This window comes from Roseomonas genomospecies 6 (assembly GCF_008365375.1).
GTDB lineage: Bacteria > Pseudomonadota > Alphaproteobacteria > Azospirillales > Azospirillaceae > Azospirillum.
On sequence record NZ_QOKW01000021.1, the window covers coordinates 88,579 to 113,425 of the forward strand.

At 71.3% G+C, this 24,847-nt stretch carries 24 protein-coding genes; 21 read left to right on the forward strand and 3 right to left on the reverse strand.

Annotation, left to right across the window (positions count from 1 at the left end):
* Positions 1-38: 38 nt before the first annotated feature.
* Both DS843_RS22335 and DS843_RS22340 read right to left on the reverse strand, forming a co-directional pair.
* Positions 39-674, reverse strand: a complete 636-nt coding sequence (locus tag DS843_RS22335) for a hypothetical protein (protein ID WP_286192257.1) — start codon at positions 672-674, stop codon at positions 39-41.
* A 137-nt stretch (positions 675-811) separates the two neighbouring features.
* Positions 812-1,117 carry a hypothetical protein gene (locus DS843_RS22340; protein ID WP_149471036.1) on the reverse strand — a complete coding sequence of 102 codons (306 nt, stop codon included), beginning with the start codon at positions 1,115-1,117 and terminating at the stop codon, positions 812-814.
* Positions 1,118-1,272: 155 nt separating this feature from the next.
* Between DS843_RS22340 and DS843_RS22345 the strand changes: the two genes are divergently transcribed.
* The 19 genes from DS843_RS22345 to modC all read left to right on the forward strand — a co-directional run bounded on the left by DS843_RS22345 (position 1,273) and on the right by modC (position 22,629).
* Positions 1,273-2,034 carry a hypothetical protein gene (locus DS843_RS22345; protein ID WP_149471037.1) on the forward strand — a complete coding sequence of 254 codons (762 nt, stop codon included), beginning with the start codon at positions 1,273-1,275 and terminating at the stop codon, positions 2,032-2,034.
* Positions 2,031-3,974, forward strand: a complete 1,944-nt coding sequence (locus DS843_RS31880) for a hypothetical protein (protein ID WP_286192258.1) — start codon at positions 2,031-2,033, stop codon at positions 3,972-3,974. Before DS843_RS22345 ends, DS843_RS31880 begins: the two co-directional genes overlap by 4 nt.
* On the forward strand, positions 3,971-6,007 hold the full coding sequence (locus DS843_RS22355) for a SpoIIE family protein phosphatase (RefSeq protein ID WP_149471038.1): 2,037 nt from the start codon (positions 3,971-3,973) through the stop codon (positions 6,005-6,007). Before DS843_RS31880 ends, DS843_RS22355 begins: the two co-directional genes overlap by 4 nt.
* Positions 6,008-6,168: 161 nt before the next feature.
* Positions 6,169-6,768: a lytic transglycosylase domain-containing protein gene (locus DS843_RS22360; RefSeq protein ID WP_286192259.1), complete on the forward strand. Its 600-nt coding sequence runs from the start codon at positions 6,169-6,171 to the stop codon at positions 6,766-6,768.
* Positions 6,769-6,778: 10 nt separating this feature from the next.
* Positions 6,779-7,282: an SPOR domain-containing protein gene (locus DS843_RS22365; protein ID WP_149471040.1), complete on the forward strand. Its 504-nt coding sequence runs from the start codon at positions 6,779-6,781 to the stop codon at positions 7,280-7,282.
* Positions 7,283-7,498: 216 nt separating this feature from the next.
* Positions 7,499-8,239, forward strand: a complete 741-nt coding sequence (locus tag DS843_RS22370) for an SPOR domain-containing protein (RefSeq protein ID WP_149471041.1) — start codon at positions 7,499-7,501, stop codon at positions 8,237-8,239.
* Between the two features lie 35 nt (positions 8,240-8,274).
* Positions 8,275-8,694: a hypothetical protein gene (locus DS843_RS22375; RefSeq protein ID WP_286192260.1), complete on the forward strand. Its 420-nt coding sequence runs from the start codon at positions 8,275-8,277 to the stop codon at positions 8,692-8,694.
* 30 nt (positions 8,695-8,724) lie between these two features.
* Positions 8,725-10,068, forward strand: a complete 1,344-nt coding sequence (gene tssK / locus DS843_RS22380; protein WP_149471043.1) for a type VI secretion system baseplate subunit TssK — start codon at positions 8,725-8,727, stop codon at positions 10,066-10,068.
* Positions 10,069-10,085: 17 nt separating this feature from the next.
* A complete protein-coding gene (locus tag DS843_RS22385; protein WP_286192261.1) occupies positions 10,086-10,955 on the forward strand; it encodes a DotU family type IV/VI secretion system protein in 870 nt (289 codons plus the stop codon).
* A gap of 15 nt (positions 10,956-10,970) precedes the next feature.
* Positions 10,971-15,119, forward strand: a complete 4,149-nt coding sequence (locus DS843_RS22390) for a type VI secretion system protein (protein WP_149471045.1) — start codon at positions 10,971-10,973, stop codon at positions 15,117-15,119.
* A gap of 8 nt (positions 15,120-15,127) precedes the next feature.
* Positions 15,128-16,231: a type VI secretion system protein TssA gene (gene tssA / locus DS843_RS22395; RefSeq protein ID WP_286192262.1), complete on the forward strand. Its 1,104-nt coding sequence runs from the start codon at positions 15,128-15,130 to the stop codon at positions 16,229-16,231.
* 3 nt (positions 16,232-16,234) lie between these two features.
* Positions 16,235-16,792 carry an Hcp family type VI secretion system effector gene (locus DS843_RS22400; protein WP_149471047.1) on the forward strand — a complete coding sequence of 186 codons (558 nt, stop codon included), beginning with the start codon at positions 16,235-16,237 and terminating at the stop codon, positions 16,790-16,792.
* Positions 16,789-17,376 (forward strand): TIGR00645 family protein, encoded by a 588-nt coding sequence (locus tag DS843_RS22405; RefSeq protein ID WP_149471048.1) that lies wholly within the window; start codon positions 16,789-16,791, stop codon positions 17,374-17,376. Before DS843_RS22400 ends, DS843_RS22405 begins: the two co-directional genes overlap by 4 nt.
* 26 nt (positions 17,377-17,402) lie before the next feature.
* Positions 17,403-18,344: a ligand-gated ion channel gene (locus DS843_RS22410; protein ID WP_149471049.1), complete on the forward strand. Its 942-nt coding sequence runs from the start codon at positions 17,403-17,405 to the stop codon at positions 18,342-18,344.
* Positions 18,345-18,427: 83 nt separating this feature from the next.
* Positions 18,428-19,159 carry an SIMPL domain-containing protein gene (locus DS843_RS22415; protein WP_149471050.1) on the forward strand — a complete coding sequence of 244 codons (732 nt, stop codon included), beginning with the start codon at positions 18,428-18,430 and terminating at the stop codon, positions 19,157-19,159.
* Between the two features lie 102 nt (positions 19,160-19,261).
* Positions 19,262-20,053, forward strand: coding sequence for a TOBE domain-containing protein (locus tag DS843_RS22420; RefSeq protein ID WP_149471051.1), 792 nt, complete (start codon positions 19,262-19,264; stop codon positions 20,051-20,053).
* Between the two features lie 26 nt (positions 20,054-20,079).
* Entirely contained in the window at positions 20,080-20,838 is a 759-nt protein-coding gene (gene modA, locus DS843_RS22425; protein WP_149471052.1) for a molybdate ABC transporter substrate-binding protein, read from the forward strand.
* Positions 20,839-20,872: 34 nt separating this feature from the next.
* Positions 20,873-21,541: a molybdate ABC transporter permease subunit gene (gene modB, locus DS843_RS22430; RefSeq protein ID WP_149471053.1), complete on the forward strand. Its 669-nt coding sequence runs from the start codon at positions 20,873-20,875 to the stop codon at positions 21,539-21,541.
* Positions 21,538-22,629 (forward strand): molybdenum ABC transporter ATP-binding protein, encoded by a 1,092-nt coding sequence (gene modC, locus DS843_RS22435; protein WP_149471054.1) that lies wholly within the window; start codon positions 21,538-21,540, stop codon positions 22,627-22,629. The genes modB and modC overlap by 4 nt, the downstream gene beginning before the upstream one ends.
* On the opposite strand, the gene DS843_RS22440 is transcribed toward modC, so the two are convergent.
* Positions 22,595-23,515 (reverse strand): DMT family transporter, encoded by a 921-nt coding sequence (locus DS843_RS22440; RefSeq protein WP_149471055.1) that lies wholly within the window; start codon positions 23,513-23,515, stop codon positions 22,595-22,597. The genes modC and DS843_RS22440 overlap by 35 nt on opposite strands.
* Before the next feature lie 149 nt (positions 23,516-23,664).
* Between DS843_RS22440 and DS843_RS22445 the strand changes: the two genes are divergently transcribed.
* Together DS843_RS22445 and DS843_RS22450 are read left to right on the forward strand one after the other, a co-directional pair.
* Positions 23,665-23,970: an acyl carrier protein gene (locus tag DS843_RS22445; RefSeq protein WP_353618372.1), complete on the forward strand. Its 306-nt coding sequence runs from the start codon at positions 23,665-23,667 to the stop codon at positions 23,968-23,970.
* 88 nt (positions 23,971-24,058) lie between these two features.
* On the forward strand, positions 24,059-24,487 hold the full coding sequence (locus DS843_RS22450) for a DUF1489 family protein (protein WP_149471057.1): 429 nt from the start codon (positions 24,059-24,061) through the stop codon (positions 24,485-24,487).
* The last annotated feature ends 360 nt before the right edge of the window (positions 24,488-24,847 follow it).

Consider the following 24,847-nt stretch of genomic DNA (forward strand, 5'->3'; position numbering starts at 1 on the left):
TTTCGGAGGGAATGTCCGGCGCACGAAGCATCGCCCGCTCAGCTTTTCAGGTGCTGCAAGAGGAAGTTGCGGGCCTCCAGCAGTTGACTCATCCGTTCGGCGTTGGACAGCAGGCCGGTGTCGGGATGGAAGATCGGGGCCAGCGTGCGGAAGCGGCTGTTCACCGTCTGCGTGTCCAGCCCCCATTCGTGGGTGAAGCCCAGCACGTAGGTGGCCTGCCAGGGCTTGCGGATCGGCTGGCGCAGCGGGCGGAAGGCCAGCGTTTCCAGGGCCGCCGTCAACTGCTCCAGCCGCAGGCGGCAGCGGCTCATCTCCGTCTCCACGGCGTTCAGTTCGCCCGCGGTGATCAGGCGGGCGCCGTCCTCGCCGCTGACCGTGGCGGCGACCCAGGCGGCCTTGCGCACGGTCGCCGCGTCCAGCGGGTCCGGGTGGCGCACGCGCAGCTTCGGCACCACGCGCACGCGGCGGGTGCCGCCGCTCTTCAGCGTCACGGTGCGGTGGGAGACGTCCACCGGCTCGGGGCTGCCGGGATCGGGCAGATGGATCAGCGCCTCCGGCCCGACCAGCGTCAGGCAGGAACGGATCAGGGCGGGCACCGTCATGCCGCGCGCCGCCGCGGCGGATTCCACGGCGGACAGAAGGGCATGCTGACAGGGTGCGGTGATGGTGGGCAAAGGGCCTCCGGGTACGCACGGCGGTATGGCCCCGCAAGGTGTGCGATGGAGCGCTTGCGCGGAACGGCTTGTTGGTCCACTCCCGGAGTCACGCCGCCGGAACTGCGTCCGTTGCGGAGCGAAGCCGGTCAGGCGCCTTATCCGCCGCGGAGTTGTGCCAGAACGGCGTGGATGCCGGTTTCCAGCGCCCGGACGCGGCGGCGCTGCCGCTCCTCGCGCCGGGTGGCCTCCTGCGCCTCGCCGCGCAGCCGGTCGACCTCCTCCACCAGCGAGGGGGCGACGGTGCCGCGGTCGGTGTAGAAGAGTCCGACCTGGATCACCTCGTGAAGGGAGGTGCCGGCGGGCATCAGCCGCTCCAGCGCGGAGAGGGCGGCCAGCCGCTCGCCGGGGGAGTCGCTGCGCAGCCGGGCGAGGATGGCGTGCAGGCGGGCATCCCGGTTCATGATGGCCGCTTCATGATGGAGCGCGTCCTTTCTGGTTCGCCGGGGGAGTATCGCAGGGGCCGGTGGGCGGCAAAAGCAGATCAGACCAAGTTGGGCCAATCTGACCGGGCCGCCCCCACGGAAAGCCGCTATAGCCGGACCCTGGGAGGCTGGCCATGCTCTACGGTTTCGGGCGTCTGGCGCTTGTGTTGTGGCTGTGCGCCGTGGGCGGGCAGGTGTTCACCCTGTTCGCCTTTCACAACGCGGTGGCGGAAGCGCACACGGCGGAAATCGCCGCGCGCGCGTCGGCGCTGGCCAGCCGCGTGGCGGCCAGCGCGGCGGAGCGTGCGGCCATCGGCTTTCCGCTCGCCGGGCAGAATGATTTGCAGCGTCTGATCGAGCTGGCCGCCACCGGCGGCGGGGGTGTGCGCCTCTATGTCGTGGACCCGCAGGGGACGGTTCTGTTCGCCACCGTGCAGGCGGCGGGGACTCCGGTGCCCTCCTCCTGGCTCGGCGGGGGTGGTGGTGCGTCGGGACTGCCGACGGAACCGTGGAGCCTCGCGGACCGCGACGGCCTGCTGGCCGGCGTGCCGGTGGCGGACGCGCTGGGGAAGCCCGCCGGGGCCGTGCTCGGCCTCGCCCCGCAACAGGACGCGCGGGTGGAGGTTCTGGCCGCGTTGCGCGAGACGGCCACGGTCACCGCCGTCTTCCTGGCGGCCATCGGGGTTCTGGCCGTGCTGGGCACGCGGCTTCTGCTCTCGGGAATTTGCCGGTCCGTTCTGGAACGGACGGCCTTCTACGCCGCCGAGGCGCGGCAGCTTCAGGCGCACGCTCCCACGGCGGCGGCGGTGGGCGATCCGGCGCTGTCCGCCGTCCTGGCCGGGCTGCGTGCGGCGGAAGCCGAGGCCGCCCGCATCGACGGGGAGGTTCCGCGATGACCCGCGAGCCGATGAGCCCCTCCAAACACGGTGTCCTGCGACGCTTCATCCCGCTGATGGCCGTGGTGGTCGTGGTGCCCTGGCTCGCCACGCTGGCGGCGGCGCTGATCGCGGCGGCGGGGCTGGCCGACCGCGGAACGGCCTCCCGCGCGGAGATCGTCGGGACGGGCATCGCGCATGACCTGGAAAAGGCGCTGGCGCTCGGCCTGCCGCTCGACCGCATGGCCGGCATGGACGACTATCTGGGCGAGGCGGCGGGGGTCTTTCCGGAGATCGAGCTGATCCTCGTGGTGGACGGCGCCGGGCGCCCGCTGTTCCAGAAATCCGACGCGGCGCGCCCCGACCTGTCGGTCCGGCTGGTCCCGGCGGTAACCGATTGGGCCGCGCTGGGGCTGGTCCTGCAACGCTTCCCCATCCGCCAGGGCGCCGCCACGGCGGGGGAGGTGCTGCTGGGCCGCAACGCCGTGGCGCAGCCGGCCAACGCGCCGCGCATCCTGATCGACTTCGCGGTGGCGCTGAGCATCGCGCTGGCGCTCGGCGGGCTGGCGCTTCGCACCATGCTGCACGCCCAGGTCACGGCGCCGCTGCGGCTGGCGGCGGCGCTGGAGGCCAACCTCGCGCGCTCGTCCTACGACCGCATCGCCCCGCCGGTGGAGCAAAGCCTGATCGGCGGGCTTCTGGCGGAGATGAACCGGGTTGTGACCGGCGTGAACGACCGCTTCGCCCGGCTGCGCAGCTATCTGTTCGAGGTGCGCGACCTCAGCTTCAACAAGGATGCCGCCGCGCAGGTGGCGCCGCTGATCGAGCGGATCGAGCGGCTGGGCCGCTTCTCCCCGGACAGGCTCACCGCGTTGGCCCCGCCGGACGCCGGGTCGCTGCCCTACGCCGCCGCCTTCTGCGCGGGCGTGGGGACGGCCATCGCGGCGGCGGTGGCGGCGCAGCACGGGCCGCACGCCGTTGCGCTGGCCGGCGTGGCGCTGGGGCTGGCCGCCGCGGTGCCGCTGGCCCTGGCGCTGGGCCGCCGCGCGCCTTTCGCGGTGGTGCTCCTGCTGCCGGGCTGGGTTCTGCTGAACGGGTTCGGGGACGGACCGGCGGCGTGGCTGGCCGGCGCGGTTCTGGGCGGGCTGGCCGCCGGGCTTCCCTTCCAGGCGGTGCGCCCCTCCGTCGAGGGGCTGCACGCCGGTCCGGCGGTGTCCGCGGCGGGCGGTCTGGTGGCCGGGGCGGGCTTGTCGGTTCTGTGCATCGGCGGAGCGGTTCCCGCCGTCCTGATGGCCGCGGCAGTCCTGGCGGCTCTGGCCGGGGCGATGGCCGCCTTCCGGCTCGAGCGGCGGACCGCGCTGACCCTGCCGCGCGTCACCCTGCGGCATCTGCTGGCTCCGGATCGCTGGTGGGCGGACGGGACGGTGCGCCCGAAGGGCTGGGGTCCGTGGCTGGTGACCGCGCTGGCGGTGGCGGCGCTTGGCCATGCGCAGGGTGACGGTGCCTTGGACGCGCGCCGGGTGGCGGAACTCTTCTGGCTGCACGCCACCCCGGCCTGGGTGGCCGCCGTGCTGGTCGCGTCGCTGGTTCGGCGGAGCGCGGCGGTTCCGGTGAGCCTGGGCGGCACGGCGGTCGCCGGGCTTCTGCTGGCCTTTGGCCCGGTGGAGCCCGGAACGGTCATGGCCCTGGCCGTGGCGGTGGCGCTGGGCGCCGCGCATGCCGGGCTGGCGGCGTCGGGGGAATGGGGCGTCCTGGCCGCCGCGCGCGCCGCCCTGGCGCTTGCCGGCACCTCGGCTGTCCTGTGGCTGGCCGGCGGAAGCGGGACGGTCGTGGCCGCCGCGCTTCTGCCGTCGCTGGCGATGCTGGCCGGAATCGCCGCCCTGCCGCCGCTCGCGGTGTCTCTGTGGAGGCGTGCCACGCCGCGCCGCCGCGTCACGGTCGAAGGGGAGGCCGTGCGATGACCGGGCTTCGCCAGCGCATGACGGTCGCCGCCGCGGCGGTGGTCCTGGCCGTGCTCGCCACCGCGGCGGTCTTCGCCCTGCTGCGCATCGAGACCGAGGCCACCCGCCACGCGGAGGACGAGGCGCGGATGCAGCTCCGCCTGTGGGAGGCTCTGCTGGACCAGTCCGCCGCCGCCGCGCGGGTGGCGGCGGGCGATCCCCGGCTGACCGAAGCGCTGGAGCGCGGCAGCGCGGCGGCGGCGGCCGACCGGCTGGGCGCGCTGGGCTTCACCGCCGTGACGGTCGTCAACGGCGCCGGGCAGACGCTGCTGTCCGTTCCGGCGGACCATCCGATCCGGGCTTTGGACGAACGGCGCATCGGGCAGGTGTTGGCCCAGAACGACACGCAGGACGGACTCGCCCTGACCGGCGGCGCGGTGCAACTGCTTCTCGCCCGGCCTCTCGGCGCGCAAAGGCCCGCCGATCGGGCGCTGGTCGCCACCCGCCCCCTGGCGGGCAGTCTGGAGGCGCTGGCCGGTATCCTCGGCGGCTCCGCCTTCCTGGCCGGGGCGGACGGCGCGCTGTACGGCCACGCCGGGCCGCTGGCCTGGGCCGACGTGCGCCGCGCCGTGGATCGTGGGGCGGAACGCGGCGAGGAGGCGCAGGCGGTCATCGGCACCCGCAATTACGACGTGCGCAGGCTGCGCCTTCCCAAGGTCGCCGGGACGGAGGGCGACGGCGCGCTGTACCTCGTCACCGTGCGCGAGACCACGCTCGCCACCATGGCGGACAGCCTGCTGGACAGCTCCGCGATCCTGGTGGTGCTGACGGTCCTGGTGGCCGGCACGCTGGGGCTGGACTGGTATTTCCGGCGCGTCTTCACGCCCGTGTACGCCTCGATGTCGGCGCTGTCGGCCTTGGCCGCCGGGGACACCGGCGTCGCCGTCCTGGGGGCGGAGCGCGCCGACGAGGCCGGGCAGCTCGCCCGCACGGTGGAGGTGTTCCGAAGCCGCAGCCGCGCCTTGCGCGACGCGGATGAGCGGCGCGCCCGCCACTGGCTGCGCCAGCAGGCCTTCATCCGCCGCCAGATGCACCGCCTGTCCGAAACCCTGCCCGAGCAGGGCCGGCTGGAGCTTCTGGCCGACCTCGCCCGCATCGAGGCGGCGTCGGAGGGCAAGACCCCCGGCGGGCGCACCGACGATCCCGGCGCGCTCGCCGTCGCCTTCGAGGTGATGGCGGAGCGCGTGCGCGACCAGCACACGGCGCTGGACGCCATGGTCCGGCAGCTTCAGGCCGCCCTGGACACCCGCACCGAGCTTCTGGAGCTTCAAAAACAGTTCGAGATCGCCCGGCGCATGCAGGCGGCGATCCTGCCGCCCGACCTGACCGGCGCCCCGGACCTTGAGGCGTCCGGCCTGATGCGCCCGGCGGCGGAGTTCGACGGCAGCTTCTACGACTTCTTCCTGACGGCGGACGGAGCGCTGGCGGTGCTGCTGGGGCAGGTGTCGGGCGGCGGTCTGGCGGCGGGCTTCATGACGGTGACCGCGCGCGCCGCCCTGCGGACGCTGGCGGAGGCCGGGTTGGGACCTGCGGCCTGCCTGACCGGCGCCAACCGGCTGCTGGCGGCGGACAACGCCGCGGGGCTGTCCATCGGGCTCGCCATGGGCATCGTCGCGCCGCGTTCCCGCCGGCTGGTCTTCGCCGCCGCGGGCGTGCCGGAGCCCTTCCTGCTGCGCCGCTTCGGCGACGTGGTCGATCTGCCGGTGGCGGCCAACCCGCCGCTCGGCCTCGACCCCGCGATGACGGCGGTGGAGACGGCGCTCGACCTGCCGGTTCCCTCCACGCTGGTGCTGTGCAACGGCGGCCTTCTGGACGGGGAGAACCGCTTCGGCGTGCCGTTCGGGCGGGCGCGGCTGACCGGCATCCTGGGCAACCTGGACGACCTGTCCGCCGCCAGCGTCACCGCGGCAGTCTCCGCCGGACTGGCCGAGCATGCCGGCGGCGCCCCGATGGCGGTGGACCGGCTGTGCGTCGCCCTGCGGGTGCGGGCATGAGGGCGGGCACGCCGCCATCCCCTCTCCCGTCCCGGGAGAGGGTGGCGCCGAAGGCGCCGGGTGAGGGTCGTGCGAGGATCAAGGCGCTGATTCTCGGCGGCACCCTCACCCTCCCACCGCTTCGCGGCGGGTCCCTCCCTCTCCCGGGACGGGAGAGGGGTTTGAGGGCAGGGCGTCTTTTCGCGGGTGTCCTGGCCCTGACCGCCGCCCTGCTGGCCGGGCCGGCGGCGGCGCAGGTGGCTGCGGCCTCCGATGGCGGGCCGGCGCTGTTCCAGTGCGGCCGCTACCTCCGCAACGGGGAGACGCTCTACGGCATCCCTCCGGGCATCCTGCACGCGATGAGCGTCGTGGAATCCGGGCGGGCGGGCATGCCCTGGCCCTGGGCGCTGAACGTTTCGGGACGCCCGCACTATCCGGCGACGCGGCGCGAGGCGCTGCGGCTGATGCAGGACGGCGAGGGCGGACTGCGCGGCGACGTGGCGGTCGGCTGCATGCAGATACACACGCGCTGGCACGCCGGTTCCTTCGCGGGGGGCGAGGACATGCTGGACCCCGCCGTCAACGTCGCCTACGCCGCCCGCTTCCTGCGGGAACTGTTCGACCGTCACGGGTCCTGGACGGAAGCGGTGCGCCGCTACCACGCCAGCGATCCGGCGGCGCAGAACACCTATCTCTGCCTCGTTCTCGACCGGCGCGTCCAACTCGGCTACCAGCGCGAGACGGCGGAGATGCGCCGGCTGTGTGGCGGTTCGGCCTCGTGAGCGCGGCGTCATGAAGAAACTCCTGGTCGGCGTGCTGGCGCTGCTTCTCCTCCTGGTCGCCTTCGCGGGCGGGTATTTCCTGGCCGGGGGCGGAATGCCCGGAGCGGCGGAGGACCCCGCGCCCGCCGAGGCGGCTGCCCCGTCCGCAGCGCCGCAGGAGACGGCGAAGGCGGAACCGGAGAAGGCCGCGCCGCCGCCGGTTCCGGTCCGTCCCATCGCTCCGGCGAAGGCGGGGGCGGCGCGCTTTTCCATCGAACTCGGCGTCTTCCGCTCCGCCGAAAATGCCCGGGACTTCGCCGCGGTGCTCGCCGAACGGGGGTTGCCGGTGGAGATCGTGGAGACCATGGACGCCGCCGGGGGGCAGTGGTTCCGGGTCCGCGCCGGGGCCTTCGCCGACCGCTGGCAGGCCGAAGCGCGCCGCCCCTCCTTCGAGCGGACCGCCGGGATCGGCGGGGTGGTGGTGGAGGAACCGCTTCCCGCCGCCCTTCCGGCAAAGGCCGGCGGCGGCGAATGATCCAGTTCGGACCAACGGGGTAACCCGCCGGATTTGCGGGCTTTTCCGCATGGCCGGGCCGGCGTCCGCGCCAGCCCCGTGGAAGCCCTGGCGGACTACGCCAGAACGAACCAGACAACGCGCGGATTCGGGGCGCCGGGATGCTTCTATCAGGCTGGGCCGACGCCCCGCGCGGCGGGTGGCCCGACCCGAACTTCCTTCCCAGGATTTCCCGCGATGGCGACGATCACGCTCGGACGATGGCAGGTGGCGGCTCTGGCCGCCGGTGTCGCCGTGCTGACCGTCGTGGCCCTGCTGCTGGGCGCGGTGATGGCGGCGCTGATCCTGACGGGGGACGGGGCGGCGCCCGTCGCTTCCGCTTCCGCTCCCGCCGCGGCACCGTCTTCCGGCGGCGGCCTCGCCGCGATGGCGCGGCGGAACGTCGCGGACAGCTTCGAAGCGCGCCAGGGCGTGATCGAGACGGCGGATATCTTCAGCGACGAGGCGCGCGGAACGGCCATCTCCGCCACCGAACCGCTGACCCGTGGTGCCGCCGACGCGGCGCGGCGCTTCCTGCCCGGCTGGATGGCCGGCAGCGCCGCCCACGTCATCGAGAAGACGGGCTACCGCGTCACGGAATTCGCCGGCAACAGCGTGGAGGGCCTCGTCGAGGACACGCTGAACGACCGGCTGGACGCCATGAAGGAGGAGGGGGCGGCTCCGGTCCGCCTCTACGCCATCGAACTCGGGCGCTTCGCCACCCCGTCCAACGCGGAATCCTTCGCCGCCGCCGCCGCCCAGCGGGGCGTGCGCGGCACCGTCGACTTCGCGCCGCTTCCGGGAGGCAACGCCCCCTACGCCGTGCGCACCGGACGCTACGCCGCCGCCGACGAGGCCGCCCGCGCGCTGGACGCGCTGTCGCGGTCGAACGGCGTGTCCGGAACCGTCGTCACCCTTGCCGAAGCGGGAGAGCGCTGAACGCCATGACTCCGGTGAACGGAAAGCGATCGAGGTTGGCCGGCGCGCTGGCGCTGGCGCTGCTGGCCGCGGGCTGCGCGGAGAAGCCGCGCGCCGGTCTGGACAGCGTGTCCTTCGCCGTCGCCCCAACCGCCAATGACACCACGCCGGTCGCCATCGACCTTGTGGCGGTGCGGGACAAGGCGCTGGTGGACAAGCTGGGCGCGCTGACCGCCGCGGAGTGGTTCGCCCAGCGCGATCAATCCATGCGCGACCATCCGGCCACGCTCGGCGTGACGAGCTGGGAACTGGTTCCCGGCCAGACGCTGAAGGCGGACCTGCCGCCGGGCGAACCGGCCTGGGCGATCCTGGTCTTCGCCAACTATTCCACGCCGGGGCCGCACCGCCTGCGCGTGCCCGACACACGAACGCTGACCCTCACCGCCGGGGACAAGGATGTCGAACTGGTTCCGTGATGTTCTTCCCACCGCCGCTTTGAGGGCCGCATGACCGAGGCGCGCGACATTCCCGACGCCATCGACTGGCATGACGGGATGCTGCTGGCCCCGCAGCATTTCCAACAGCAGGCGCTGCGGCACGAGCGGCAGCTCACCTACCATGTCCGGCAGGCGCGGCCCTTCCATTGGGGCGTGGTCCATCTGCAGATCGACCGCGTGCAGCTCGTCTCCGGGCTGGTGCAGGTGCGGGAGCTGGAGGCGATCCTGCCCGACGGCCTTGTCGTGGAGTACCGCGCCGGCACCGACGAGCCGCTGGAGGTGGACATCTCCGCCTACGCCGACCCGGTGGGGCAGACGCAGATCACCATCCACCTGATCGTTCCCGCCGCCCGCGGCGACCGTGCGCCGGGACCGGGGGAGACGCCGCGCTACGTCTCGGTCGAGGGCGCGCCGGTCGCCGACCGGCATGGCGGGGAGGAGCTGTCCATCGCCCGGCTGCGCCCGCGGCTGTCCCTGTTCGCCACCACCGGGCCGACCCAGAAGCCGCCGCAGAAGTTCGTCTCCATGCCCATCGCGCAGGCGACCTTCCGCAACGACGCCTTCGTGCTGACCGACTTCGTTCCCCCGGCGCTGACCGTCGCCGCCAACGCGCCGCTCGGGCGGCTGGGGGCGGAGGTGGTGCGGCGCGTGCGCGAGAAGGCGCTGTTCCTGGCCGAACGCTCCGGCGTGGGCAACGGCAACCCGGCGACCGAACTGGCCGAGGCCGCGCGGGCGGAGATCCGCAGCCTCGTCACCGGCCTGCCGCCGCTGGAGGCGCAGCTCGGCGTCGGGGTCTGCCACCCGTTCGACGTCTACATGTCGCTCTGCACGCTGGCCGGGCACCTGTCGGCCTTCGCCAGCGGCGCCGTTCCGGCCAAGCTGTCGCGCTACGACCACGACGACCCGATGGCGAGCTTCGGCGAGGTGCGCGATTTCATCCTGCGCATGATCGACCGGGTGAAGGAGGGCGTCGCCCGCATCCCCTTCACCTTCGAGGACGGCATGTTCGGGCTGCTGATGGACGAGACCTGGCTGAAGGGCCGGCTGGTCGTCGGCGTGCGCGGCCCGGCCTCGGCCCCGGTCAGCGAGGTCGCCGCCTGGATGGAGAACTGCATCGTCGCCTCCCGCTCCCGGCTGGAGACCCTGTCCGGCCTGCGCGTGAAGGGGGCCGAGCGCATCGCCCTGGACGACAGCGGCGAGGCCGGTGTGGCCGCCCCGCGCGGCGTGGTGCCGTTCGAGGTCAAGGTCGATCCCCGCTACATCGTCCCCGGCGAACGGCTGGAGATCTGGAATCCGGACTCGCTGGGCAGCCGCTTCCGCCCCGTCGAGATCACCCTGTTCGTCAGCGCCTGACCCTGGGAATGACCGCCATGCTGCACCGCCGGGATCTGGTCGATCACTTCCTCGCCTTCGCGCGGGAACTCCAGCAGCACCGCGCCGCCGTCAGCGCCGGTCGCCCGGTCGCCGCAAAGCCGGCGACCGCCGCTGGGGAGGCCGCGGAGAGCCTGCCCGCCTTCCTGACGGAGGACGTCCTGGCGATCCCCGCACCGCGGGGGGCTGCCGCCACGGTGCCGGCCCTGGCGCTGGAGCCTGACGCCGAGATCATCATCCGCCGTCTCCAGGAGTTTCTGGAAGCGCAGGCCGCCCAGGTCGGGCGCACCGGCACCGACCTGACGATCAGCCAGCACCGCGAGGCGCAATACGCCATGGCGGCGCTGGCCGACGATCTGTTCATCCACGACGTGGAATGGAACGGGCGCGAGCTGTGGCGCAGCGTCCTGCTGGAGCAGGCGGTGTTCCGCACCCGGCTGGCCGGCGAACGGGTGTTCGACCGGATGGAGGCGCTTCTCGCCAGCAACGACCGGCGGCTGGTCCAGTTGGCGGCGGTCTATCTCTGCGTGCTCGGCATGGGCTTCAAGGGGCGCTGCCGGGTGCCGGGCGGCGAGTCCACCCTGCGCGACTACAGCGCCCGCCTGTTCGAGTTCATCGCGGGGCGCGAGTCCGAACTGGGCGCCGGGGTGCTGCCCGGCGGGCGGACGCTGATCCCCGCCGCCTACGCCAACACGCTGACCGACGGCAAGGCGCGCACGCTGGCGCGCGGGCCGCGCTGGCCGCTGGTGCTGGGGGCCATCGCCGGGCTGTGGCTGGTGCTGGGGCAGGCGCTCTGGTGGATGTCCACCGCACAGCTTTCCAACGCGGCGGACGCGGTGCTTCAGGCATCGGTCCGCGTGACCCGCTGACGGGAGAGGACGGTCATGGAACTCCTGGCAGCGGTCCTGTCCGGCATCGCCGGCAACCGGATCTGGGTCTTCGCGGGGCTTCTGGTCCTCGTGCTGATCATCATCGCGGTGATGGCGGTGATCCTTCTGCGCGCCCGCAGCGCACCGCCGCCCGCCCCGGCGGAGCCCGCGGCCCTGCCGCCGCCCGACGCGGTGGCGGAGGAGGGCGGAGCGGTCCCGGCGCTGGCCGCGGCACCGCCGGATGTCACCGTCCGCGACATCCGCCGCCTGTTCCGCGACGGTCTGGCGGCCTACCGCGAGACGCTGTCGCGCAACGTCTATCTGGTGCCCTGGTATCTGCGCACCGGTGTTGCGGCGTCGGACGACGCCGGCCTGCTGTCCTGCGCGGAGGAGGTGCGGCCCCCGGTGACCGCCGAGCGGCACGCCGGCTTCTCCTGGCGCTTCTACGACCGGGCGGTGGTCATCGACGTGGACGATCCGCGCGCGGCATGGGCGGGCGTGCTGGACCTGCTGGGCCGCCGCCGTCCGATGCTGCCCGCCGACGGGCTGATCCTGACCGTTCCCCTGGCCGAGCTGGACGACGTGCGCCGCGCCACCGCGCGCGGGACGGAACTGTACGCCCGGCTGTGGGAGATCCAGCGCACGCTGGGCTTCGCCCTGCCGGTCTATGTGGTGGTGACGGGCTGCGAGGAGGCCCCCGGCTTCGCGGCGCTGGCCGAGGCTCTGCCCGGCCCGCTGACCGGCGGGATGCTCGGCTGGTCCAGCCCCTACGCGCTGGAAACGGCCTTCTCCCCCGACTTCGTGAGCGAGGCGTTGCAGTCCCTGGCGGATGGGCTGCTGGCGGTGGAACTGGAGGTGTTCGGCGCCACGGCCACGCCGGACGGCGCCCCGCTGTTCGCCCTGACGGAGCGGCTGACCGGGACGGAGGCGGCGTTGCGCGCCCTTCTGGGCACCGCCTTCAAGCGCACCGCCTATCAGGAGACGCTCTACGTCCGCGGCATCTACTTCACGGGCCGTCCCGATCCGGATGCGCCGGCCCTGTTCGGGCGCGACCTGCTGAACCGCAAGATCTTCCCCGAGGCCGGGCTGCCCAAGCCGACCCGCGCGCTGGCCGCGTCGCGGGCGTGGCGCCGCTATTCCTGGCCGGTGGGGACGGGGGCCGCGGCGGTTGCCGCGATCCTGCTGCTGTGGATGGGGGTGCAGCGCGCGTCCACCCTGTCGGACCGGCTGGTTCCGGTTCTGGCCGACATTCCGGGCGGGCTTCAACAGTTGGCCGACCAGCGCCCGGCGGTCGAGGCCGGGGCGCCGATGACCGCCGCCTACACCGATCCCGCCGCACGCTTCGTCCAGGGCGTGACGATGCTGTCCACCGACTGGACCTTCAACCCGCTGCCGGCCGCTTGGATCAGCGGCGTTCCGGATTCGGTGTCGGGCGCTCTGGCCGTCGGCTATCGCCGGCTGGCCCTGTCCACCGTGCGCGACGTGGCGGAGGACCGGCTGCGCCGCCTGACCCGCGACGGCGGACCGGGTCCGGCGGGGGCGGGCGCCTTCGAACGGCTGCGCGCCTTCGCGGGCGAGGTCGGCATCGCCGAGGGGCTGGCCCGCGCCTACAACAACGTGGACGCCCGCGACCCGTCCCTGCCGCTGGACGAGGTGCTGGACTTCGCGCTGGGCTCCGGCGTGGCGCGCGGCTTCTCCGCGCGGCTGCATGGCTGGGAGATCGACCAGCCGCCGGGCGGCACCGCGATCCCGGCGCCGGGCCCGGGGGCGCAGCGCCCCATCGACCTGACCGCCCACCGGGCGGAGGTCGGGCGCCGTTTCCGGCAACACGCCGACGCCTACCTGCGCGACCTCGCCATGGGCGGCCTCGCCGCCGCGCGGCTGTCGGTCGCCGCCAACGAACTGGAACTGCTGGCCGGTGGGGCGCGGTCCGGCGCCGACGCGGCGGCGGCCTACGCCGAGGTGCTGTCGAGCCTGGAGGACGCCGCCCGAGGCCTGGGGGCGGAGCGCGGCGCCTGGATCGGCGCCAACGGCCCCGTCCTGCCGCCGGAGTTCGAAGCGCTGCTGGGACGGCTGGAGAAGTCCGACCTGCTCGGCCCCAACCTGCGGGCCGACATCCTGGATCTGGCGCAGCGGCGCTACGACGAGGCGGGCGTCGGCGCCCGCAACCTGGACTCGGTGATCGGCCGCCTGTTGGAGCAAGCCCCGAATGGTGGTGCCCGGCTGGCCCCGGCGGCGGAGCAGCTTCGCCGCACGCTGTCGGTGTGGATGGCCCGCCGCTTCATGAAGACGGACGAATCCGGCGCGCTGGCGATGCCCGCCGTCGGTGCGGGCTGGGACCGCGCGGCCCTGGACGGCATTCCGCCGCTGGTCGAGGACTATCTGCTGTTCGACGCCAAGGACCTGCCGCAGGCGCCGGCCATGCTCCGCGCCTCCATGCGGGCGGCGGCGCAGCACCAGCTTCGCCAGGGGGTGGAGCGCATCCTCGCCCGCGCCCTGGCCGGCAGCCCTGCGGGGGGCGGCGTGGACCGGGCCGGCGGGCTGGCGCAGCTCCGCGCCTCCGCCCACGCGCTGCGCACCGCCTTCCCGGTGCTGGCCGAGACGATGCAGTCCTTCCGCCAGATCGGGCTGACCACCTCCGCCGACGCCATCCGCGACACGGTGGCCCGGCAGGCCAACGCCGTGCTGGCCCAGGCCGACCGGCTGCTGGAGGGCGACCAGCTCTACCGGCCCGACGCCCACGCGCTGGATGTCTGGGTGGACGGGCCGCTGGTGCCGCACCTGCTGTTCGGGCAGACCACGCCCGCCGGGCTGGCGCTCTATCTAGGCAACGCCCGGCACGAGGTGACGGTGCTCGCCCGCGACATCGCCGCCCCGGTGGTGGACATCCTGGAGCGCCCGGTGATGGGCGCCGGGACCGGTTCGGGCGCCGCGTCCAAATGGGCGCGCATCATCGCCGAACTGGACAAGTACGACGGCGGACGCCCGAACAGCTCCCTGGCGCAGCTCGAAAAGTTCGTGACGGTGGAGAGCGCCGCCGTGGACGCCGCCGGCTGCCAAAATCTGGGCGCCATCGACGGGGTGCCGGACGACTTCTTCCGCAGCCGTCTGGCCGAGTTGAAGCAGTGGATCGCCACGCGCTGCGTGCTGGCCGCCGACGCCCGCGTCTACGATGCCTACGTCGATCTTGCCGCCGGGTTCAACGAGATGCTGGCGGGCCGCTTCCCCTTCGCCGCCGCGTCAGTGCCGGGCGAGCAGGCCGACCCGGCGGCGGTGCGCGCCTTCTACGAGCGGTTCGACGCCCGCGCGGCCTTCGTGCTGGAGGGGTTGCGCCGCGGCGGGCGGTTCGGAACCGCCGGGGGTGAAGCGCTGCGCTTCGTGGAGACGATGGAGCGGGCGCGCCCGCTGCTGACCGCCGCGGTGACTCCGGACCAGAGCGGCGGTCTGACGCTCGACCCCGCCTTCCGCGTCAACCGCAACCGTGAGGCGGGCGGCAGCGACATCATCGAGTGGAAGCTCGCCACGTCGAACGGCGCCCTGTCCAGCATGCTGCCGCGCACGCCGCTGCGCTGGTATCCGGGCGACAAGCTGAGCGTCACGCTGCGCTGGGCGAAGGACGGCACGGTGCTGCCGGTGTCCGGCGTCGGTGCCGGGGTGACGGTGGACGGCCCCTCGCTGCGCTTCGATTATGACGGCCCTTGGGCGCTGTTCGCCCTGGCCAGCCGGCAGGCCGCGCCGCAGCGCGACCGCCGCCCCGGCCCTGATACCGATCCGCTCCTGTTGTTCGAGGCCACGGCCAGCGGTCCGGTCAAGGAGGCCGCCGCGTCCGCCCCGACGCCGATCGCGCCGGCGCCCCAGGCGGCGCAGCCGCCGGTGGTGAAGCCCAACGTGCGGGTCTTCATGACGCTGTCGGTCAAGCGCACCGTCCTGGCCGACGGCAAGCCGCCGCGCGAGGAGAAGGTGGCCGTCCCCGCACTGCCCGCGCAGGCGCCGCCGCTTGCTCCGGTCGGTTCCATGCGGCGGATGCCGGGGCTGGCCGGCTGGCCGGCGCCCCCCGGGGCGATGTCCGGCGCGGTGGCTCCGGCGGACCGCGCCTTCTTCGATCTGGGCAACGCCCCGTCCCAGCCCCCGATGCTCCGCCCCGCGGCCCAACGCTTCCCGTGAGCAGTTCCATGACCGCATCTCCCCCTCTGATCGACATCGGCGCGTTGCTCCAGCCCATTCCCGGCGACGATCCGGCGGGCGACGATCTGCGCCACGGCCCGGAATTCGACGCGCTGACCGAGGCGCGCCGGATGGACGACGATCTGGACCAGGGCATCTGGCAGACCACCATCAAGAAGGCTGACTGGAAAGGCGTCGTCCATCAGGCGTCGGACCTGCTGAAGACCCGCACCAAGGATTTGCAGGTCGCGGCGTGGCTGGTCCAGGCGTTGGGCCGCCTGCACGGCCCGGCGGGGCTGGCGCCTGGGATTCTGCTGGTCCATGGACTGGTGGAGGATTTCTGGGACGGTCTCTACCCGCGGCTGGACGACGGCGACCCGGAACCGCGGCTGGCGCCGCTGGTCTGGCTGGACAGCCAGTTGTCGCGCGACCTGATGGCGACCACCGTCACCCAGCCGGGCTCGAACGCCGACGAGACCCACCGCTTCCAGGACTGGCAGAACGCGCAGCGCCTGCGCAAGCTCGCCACCCGCGACCAGCGCGCCTTCCAGGCGGCGGTGGAGGACGGGGAGGTCACGGTCGAGCAGATCCTGGCCGCGCAGGACCGCACGCCGCCGGACTTCTACCAGATCCAGCACGCCCATCTGCGCGACACGGTGACGGCGGTGCGCACCCTGGCGGCGGCGCTGGACGCCCTGGCGGGCCGCGCCGCGCCGGGGTTCACGCAGCTTCTGAAGACGCTGGACAGCCTGATCCAGTTCCACCGCGAAGCGCTCGCCAAGCGCGGCATCGACCCGGACGGCGCCTCTGCCGCCGCCGCGGAGAGTGCCGGCGGCGGGGAGGAGGCCGCCATGGACACGCCTGCCGAGATCGTTCCCGCCGCCGCCTTCGCCCGGCCCGGCGGGCCGCGGACCCGGCAGGAAGCCTACGCCATGCTGCACCAGATCGCCGATTTCCTGGCGCGGGAGGAGCCGCACAGCCCGACCTCCTACCTCGTGCGCCGCGCCGCCGCCTGGGGGAACCTGTCCCTGCCGGAGCTTTACGCCGAACTGCTGGGCGACCGCGGCGAGGTCGGGCGGATCTTCGGCCTGCTGCGGCTGGAGGAGCGCTGAGCCATGCCCCGCATCCTGCTCGACTTTCCCGGCATCAAGGGCCAGTCGCTGATCCGTAACTACAAGAATCTGGCGGAGTGCTTCAGCTTCGACCTGTCGTCGGGCAAGCGCGAGGTCGGCGGTTTCAACTACGACGACCCGATCGAGGACAATTCCTACCTCGGCAGCCGGAAGGCGCAGAAGCAGAACAAGCTGGGCGTGGACAGCCTGAAGCTGGAGCGGCACTTCGACCTCGCCTCGCCCAAGCTGATGCAGGCGGCCTTCGATCCGCAGAAGAAGGACGTCACGGCGACGCTCCACTTCTTCCGCACCTTCGCCCAACTGCAAGGCGGCGAGTATTTCGGCGAAAGCGACATCTTCGCCGAGCCTTATCTGACCATCGTCCTGAAGAACACGCAGATCACCGAATACGAGTTGTCCGTGGACGACGACGACGGCAGCAACGGGACCGAGACCATCTCCCTGGCCTTCGACCAGTTGCAGATGACCTACCAGCACCAGATCGACGGCCGGAAAATCGGCCAAATCCGTGGCGACATCACCTTGGCGAGCAAGTCATGACCCAGTCGAACCCGTCGGCCCTGGCCGGCGACACCCCCGTCCTTTCCCGCAACGGCGAACGCCGCCGCGGCCCGGGACGCCGGGCCGAACATTTCCTGGAGCAGTTGATGTTCCAGAGCCGTTGGCTCCTCGCCCCTCTCTATGTCGGTCTGGTGGCGGCACTCCTGATGATCGGCTGGCGCTTCGCGCTGGAACTGGCGCACGCGCTTCCTCTTCTGCTCCATGGCACGGAAAACGACATCATCCTGATCGTGCTGGGGCTGGTCGATCTGACGATGGTCGGCAACCTCGTGCTGATGGTGATCTTCAGCGGCTATGAGAACTTCGTGTCGAAGATCGACGTGAAAGGCCACGCCGACCGTCCGGAATGGATGGGCAAGCTGGATTTCAGCGCGCTGAAGGTGAAGCTGATCGCCAGCATCGTGGCGATTTCCTCCATTCAGATTCTGAAGAGCTTCATGAACGTGTCCGAAATCTCCGACCGCGACCTGATGTGGCTGGTGGCCATTCACGTCACCTTCATCGTCTCCGGCGTGCTGCTGGCGACCATGGACGTTCTGGTCAAGAAGAGCCACGCGCACTGACGTCGCACAGGAAAGGAGACGACATCATGATTCGGTATGCGCTGGCCTTGCTGGCCGTCCTTCTGACCGGTCTGCCGGGCGCGCTGAAGGCCGAACCGGCCAAGGTCTTCGTCGGCACCTACGTCAACCAGATCACCGGAGTGAACCTCCGCGACAATCAGGTGAATGTGGACTTCTACGTCTGGTTCCGCTGGGACGACGATTCGCTGAACCCGCTGGAAAGCTTCGAGCTGATGAACGGGCGGATCGAATCCCGTACGCCGACGCCGATCCGCAAGCTGAAGGACACCAACTACGGTCAGGCGCGCGTCCAGGCCGTTCTGAACCAGCCCTGGGACGTGAGCCGCTTCCCCCTGGACAGCCAGACCATCCGTCTGGTGATCGAAGACAGCGACATGACGGCGGACCGCATCGTCTACGTCGCGGACACCGACAACAGCACCATCGATCCCGACGTCGATGTCTCGGGATATGATCTGTCCAGCAACGCGGCGACCGTTTCGGCGCACCGCTACCGCACCAACTACGGCGACATCACCCTGCCGAAGAACCACGAGTCCGTCTATTCCCGCTACACCCACTCGATCACCCTGGAGCGGCCGGATTCGATCTATTACATCAAGACCTTCTCGACGATCTTCATCTCCTCCCTGGTGGCCTTCCTGGCCTTCCTGGTGAAGCCGGTGGACCTTGACCCCCGCTTCGGCCTGGGCATCGGTGCGCTGTTCGCGGTGGTGGCCTGCTACTTCGTCATCGCCAGCGACCTGCCGCGCAGCAGCGGCTTCACCCTGTCCGACCGGGTGAACCTCGCCTCCATGGGCATGATCTTCCTCAGCCTGATGCAGAGCGCCGTGTCGCTGATGATCTATGAGCGGAACGCGGCGAAGTCCCTGATGCTCGACCGGGTGTGCCTGGTGCTGTTCCCGGTCGCCTACGGGTTGATGTGCGTCTGGTTGACGATGGTCTGACGGCGTAGCGGGAGCGTGCGGCCGGCCTGAGCTTCGCCACATTCTTCCTTGAAGCTCCGTAAGGTGCGACGAGGGAGACTGACATGATCGGAAACCGGACGGCGCTGGCCGCGGCGGCATTTCTCGCCATCGGGATCGCGGTGGCGGGGTGGGCGGCGGGGCGGGAGGTGGCGCAGGTCCGGTTGGCCGACCGCTTCGTCACCGTGAAGGGCTCCGCCGAGCGGGAGGTCAAGGCGAATCTCGCGCTCTGGCCCTTGCGCTTCGTCGCCACCGGCGACGACCTGTCCGCCGTGCAGGCAAAGACCGCGGCGGACGAAAGGGCGGTTCTGGCCTTTCTGGACCGCCATGGGCTGGGCGCCGATGCCGTCGTCTCGCGCTCCCTCGACCTCGTGGACCTGCTGGCCCAGGCCTACCGCCAGGGGCCGGCGGACCAGCGCTACATCCTGACCCGCACCCTGATGATCCGCAGCCCCGACGTGGACCGGGTGGACCGCGCCAGCCAGAACCTTGCGGAACTGCTCGACCAGGGCGTGACGCTGGGCGGGGAACCGGGGATGGGCTCCGGCCCCAATTACCTGTTCACACGCCTGAATGACGTGAAGACCGAGATGATCGCCGAGGCGACGGCCAAGGCGCGCGAGGCGGCAGCGCAGTTCGCGACCGACAGCGGGGCGACGCTGGGCGGCATCCGGCGCGCGAACCAGGGGCTTTTCCAGATCCTCGCCCGCGACGAGGCCCCCGGCATCATGGAAAACCGGCAGATCGACAAGATCGTCCGCGTCGTGTCCACGCTCGACTGGGAACTGGTGGACTGACGGCGGACCGTTCCGCCGCGCCTCCGCCAGAAAGTGGTGGTTCACGCACAGCAATTGTGGTTATATAGTCCTGGTATATAGCGAAGCCGGGGGCTATCCCACATGACCGTCCACCCGCAGGTGTCGTTTGCCGGCCCTCATGCGTCGCCGATCGGCGCGGAGCGCATCCGGCTGCTGGAGGCGGTCAGGCGCGAGGGCAGCATTTCCGGCGCGGCGCGGTCGGTCGGCATCACCTACAAGGCGGCCTGGGACGCCATCGACGCCATGAACAATCTGGTCGGCCGCCCGCTGGTTGAGGCGCAGGCCGGCGGCAAGCGCGGCGGCGGAACGGCCCTGACGCCGGACGGCCTGCGGCTGGTCGCCACCTTCCACCGTATGCAGAGCGAAATGATCCGCGCCTTCCAGGCGCTCGAACCGGAACTGAACGGCACCGGATTGTCCGCCGCCGGCCTGATGTGGGGATTTTTCATGCGCACCAGTGCACGCAACGTCCTGACCGGTACCGTCACGTCCATCACCGATGGGGCGGTCAACGCCGAAGTCACCCTGGCCCTTTCGGACCAGACCTCGATCGTCGCCATCATCACCCGCGACAGCGTGCGCGACCTGGGCCTGTTTCCGGGGCGCGCGGCGACGGCGCTCATCAAGGCGCCCTTCGTGATCCTGGCCCCGGCGGACGAGGCGCGGCGCACCTCGATGCGCAACCGCATCGAAGGCACGGTGTCCCGCCGCGAGGACGGGGCGGTCAACAGCGAGATCACCCTGGACATCGGCGGCGGCAAGACGCTGACCGCCATCATCACGCTGCGCAGCGCGGAGGACATCGGCCTGAAGGCCGGCGATCCGGCCTGCGCGCTGATCGACGCGTCGCACATCATTCTTGCGGTGGATTGACGATCGGACGGGAAGGAGTTTTTCGAATGAAGCTTTTCCTGCTTGCCGCCTTCGCATTGCTGTCCGTCCCGGCGGCGGCCCAGGCCGACGAATTCAACGTCGCGGTCGCGGCCAACTTCACCGCCCCGGCGAAGGAGATCGCCACCGCCTTCGAGCGGAAGACCGGCCACAAACCCATTCTGAGCTTCGGTGCGACCGGCCAATTCTACGCCCAGATCAAGCAGGAGGCCCCCTTCGTCGTCTTCATGGCCGCCGACGACGAGACTCCGAGGAAGGCCGTGGAGGAAGGGTTGGCCGTCCCGGAGTCCCGCTTCACCTACGCCGTGGGCCGTCTGGTTCTGTGGACCAAGGCCAGCGGCTCCCCGCTGGGTGAGGACACGCTGCGCAAGGGCGCCTTCGACAAGCTCGCCATCGCCAACCCGGCGACCGCCCCCTATGGCGCCGCCGCCGTGCAGGCCATGAAAACGATGGGCGTCTTCGAGACGCTTCAACCGACGATCGTCCAGGGCAACACCATCGCCCAGACGTTCCAGTTCGCCGAGGCCGGCGCTGCCGAACTGGCCTTCGTCGCCCTGTCGCAGGTGATCGCCAGACCGGACGGTGCCCGTTGGCCGGTTCCGGAAGCGCTGCACGCCCCGATCCTCCAGGACGCCGTCCTGCTGAAGAAGGGCGCCGGCAACGAGGCCGCCAAGGCGTTTCTCGCCTTCCTAAAAGGGCCGGAGGCCGCCACCGTGATCTCCAAGTACGGCTACGGCACGAAGGCCGATCCGGCGGCATCGAATTGACCGTGCCGGCATCCACGGCAAGGAAGGCCCGCCGATGAGCTGGCAACCGATTATCCTGACGCTGGAACTGGCGGCGTTGACGACGGTCATTCTTCTGATCGTCGGCACCCCCCTGGCCTGGTGGCTGGCGCGGTCCGGAGTCTGGTGGAAGGAGGCGGTCGCCACGGTGGTGGCGCTGCCTCTGGTGCTGCCGCCCACGGTTCTGGGCTTCTACCTGCTGATGCTGCTGGGGCCGAACGGTCCCGGCGGCTGGCTGGCGCCGCTGTGGGGCGCCCGCTCCATGGCCTTCACCTTCGAGGGGCTGGTCATCGGGTCGGTGCTGTACTCCATGCCCTTCGTGGTGCAGCCGATCCGCAACGCCTTCGAGGCGTTCGGGGACCGCCCGCTGGAGGCGGCGGCGACCCTGCGCGCCTCGCCGCTCGACACCTTCTTCACGGTGGCGGTGCCGCTGGCCCGCCGCGGCTTCCTGACCGGGGCGGTGCTGGGCTTCGCCCACACCATGGGGGAGTTCGGCGTCGTCCTGATGATCGGCGGCAACATCCCCGGCCAGACCAAGGTGCTGTCGGTGGCCATCTACGACTATGTCGAAACCCTGCAATGGGAGGAGGCGCATCTGCTTGCCGGCGGAATGCTGGTCTTCTCCTTCACGGTGATCCTGACGATGATGATGCTGGAGAAACGCATCGGGCGGGGCGGGCGATGAGCCTATCGGCGCATTTTCACGGGAGGCTCGGCCAGTTCGATCTGGATGTGGCATTCGAGGCGCCGGGCCGCGGCATCACCGCCCTGTTCGGCCCCTCCGGCTGCGGCAAGACCTCGGTTCTGCGCTGCGTGGCCGGGCTCCAGCGGCTGAACGGGCGATTCGCCCTGGACGGCGACGTCTGGCAGGAGGGGCGCAGCTTCCGCCCGACGCACAAGCGGCCCATCGGCTACGTCTTCCAGGAGGCCAGCCTGTTCCCGCATCTGTCGGTGCGCACGAACCTGCTGTTCGGCCATCGCCGGACGGTCGGGCGCGGCGCGCCGGAGCGCATCCGGCTGGACGATGTGGTGGATCTGCTGGGGTTGGGGCATCTGCTCGACCGATCGCCGGAGCATCTGTCGGGCGGCGAGCGCCAGCGGGTCGGAGTCGGCCGGGCGCTGCTCTCGCAGCCGAGCCTGCTGTTGATGGACGAGCCGCTGGCCGCGCTGGACCGTTTCAGCAAGGAGGAAATCCTTCCCTATCTGGAGCGGCTGCACGGCGTGCTGTCCATCCCCGTCCTCTATGTCAGCCACGACATCGCGGAGGTGGAGCGGCTGGCCGACCATCTGGTGCTGCTGCGCCAGGGGCGCGTCGTCACCGCCGGCCCGATGCAGGAGCTTCAGGCCGATCCCACCCTGCCCATCGCCCGCATGCCGGAGGCCGGCGTGACCCTGCCCGCGGTCGTGGAGGGGCGGGAGGAGGGCTATGGCCTGACCCTGCTGCGGCTGGACGGCGGGCACCTGCTCGTTCCCGGCGACCTTGGGCCGCAGGGCGCGGCGCGGCGTGCCCGCATCGCGGCGTCCGACGTCAGCCTCGCCCGCCATCCGGCGGAGGGCAGCACCATCCTGAACGTCCTGCCCGCCCGAATCGTCGCGGCGGAGCGGCACGACGACGTCCAGATGATGGCCGTCGTCGCCTTGGGCGAGGAGGGGCGGGGCGCGCGCATGCTCGCCCGCGTCACCCGCAAGAGCTGGGACGCCCTGGGGCTGTCTCCCGGCCAGCCGGTCTACGCGCAGATCAAGGGGGTGGCCCTGGTTCAGGAAGCGGTGTGACCCGCCTGGGCCGGCGCAGCGCTCCCGTGCCCATCGCGATCCCGAACAGCACGCACAACAGCCCCGCCGCGTGGGCGAGCGTGAAGGCTTCCCCCAGGAAGACCACCGCGGCCAGCACGCCCGCCGCCGGGATCAATCCGGTGAACAGCCCGGCCCGGCTGGCCGGCACATGGGCGATGCCGCGCATCCACAGCACCACCGCCAGCAGCCCGCCGGTCAGGCCGGACGCCACGAACAGAAGCCAGACCCAGCCGGGCACCGCCCCCGGGTCGAAGCCGCCCGATGTGGCGAGCGCTCCCGGGGCCATCATCGCGGCGGCCAGGGCATTCGCCAGGAAGGTGAGGGTCAGCGGAGGAATCCGGCCGCCGAGTTGCCGCGCGAAGACTCCGTACAGCCCCTCCGACACCACCGCGCCCAGCACCAGCGCGTTGCCGATCAAGGAGTCCTCGGGGCCGCCGCTGCCGCCGGGCCGCAGATTCAGCGCGACCATCCCCAGAACCGCCAGCGCGATGGCCGCGGCGCTTCCGGCCCCGATCCGTTCGCGCAGGATCAGCGCCGCTCCCAGCGCCGTCATGGCCGGAATGGTGCTGGTGATGATCCCCGCGGCGACCGCGCTGGTCTCGCGCAGGCCGTACAGAAGGAACAGGTTGAACAGCACCATGCCGAACAGAGCGAGCAGGGCGAGGCTGGTCCAGTCCCGCCCATTCCCGGGAAGCACGGCCCTGCCGCCGCGCAGGGAGAAGGGCGCCAACAGCACCGCGATCAGAGCGAAGCGGATCTCCGCCGCCACGAGCGGTGGGATGTGGGCCACGATCACCTTGGAAGCCGGAACGGACAGACCGACCAGGGTCATCGACAGGGCGAGGTTGAGATGGGCGTTGCGCATGGTCCGCATTCTATGGACGTCGGCACGGTTCTGCGGAAGCGGCATTTTCACGCAATGAATTTGCAAAGAATGCGTGTCATTCTTCGTGCCGAATTCGCGTGTATAAGGGGCGGGGTATGTCGGAGCCGATCCTCGGGATCACCAATTGGATGCACCTTTTCCGTTGGATCGTGAAACTGATCCGCGACGAGTACGGCGTCGACGAGAAGATGCTGACCCGCAACGCCCATCTGGACGGTGGGATCGGGCTCACCACGGAGCAGCTCGAACAGGTGCTCGACCATATCGCGGAAACCTTCGAACTGACCTTTCCCGAGAACACCCTTCACGAAACCGTTCGGCTGGAGGATCTGTGCACGCTGACGGCCTGGATGCGCGGCTTGCTGAAGAAGCCGGACTTCGTGACCCCGATCTTCGAAGAGCGCTGCCGTTCGCTCAACAACGTGCCCGCCTGAAACCGCCCTCTCCGATGGCTGGACATGGCCGAGCCGCACCCCATCTGGGGCAGCGGAGCGTCCCGTCAACCGTGTTTTCGAGCCTTCCATGCCGTTGCACCTCATCAAACTGTCCGTCGGAATCGACGACATCGATCATCTGGCGGCGGTGCAGGCCCGCCGCGCGCGGACCGTCGAGGGGCGGCCGGTCATTCCCGTCTTCACGCGCCGCCTGCCCAAACGGGCCGAAGAGATCCTGGCCGGCGGGTCGATCTATTGGGTGATCCGCGGCAGCGTCGCCGCCCGGCAGCGGGTGGTCTCCATCGACACCGCCGTGGACGAGGAGGGGGAAAGCTGCTGCATCCTCGGAATGGACCCTCAACTCGTGCCTACGATCCCAACGCCTCATCGTCCTTTCCAGGGGTGGCGCTATCTCGATCCGCAGGTGGCGCCCAAGGATCTGGCTGACGCGGGCGGGCAGGGCGATGAATTGCCGGCCCATCTGGCGGCTGAACTGCGCGCGCTCGGCCTCCTGTAGCCGCAATGACCGGCGGCGGTCCGCCAAGCCGTTGATCTTTCACGATTCGGAAGAATTTTCACGCGCCTGTCAAAAAAGCGCTTGCGTCCTTGGGCAGGGCACGCATATAACCCCCTCCACCGACGCGGTGGCCGCCAACGAGGCGCCGACGGGTCGGGAAAACAGAGACATTCTGGCCCTGGCGGCCCACTCCTCGAAGGGGTTGGGCGCGGGGTGTTGCGGTTCTCCGGAGCCGCGGGATCTTGGAAATCGTTGATACCGTGTTGTGAGAAGGGATGCGCAGGCGGCGGTATGGACCGTTGGCCGCGGGTTGGTTCCGGATGGAGCTGGCATCGCGGGTCGCTTGAGCATCTCGGTCAA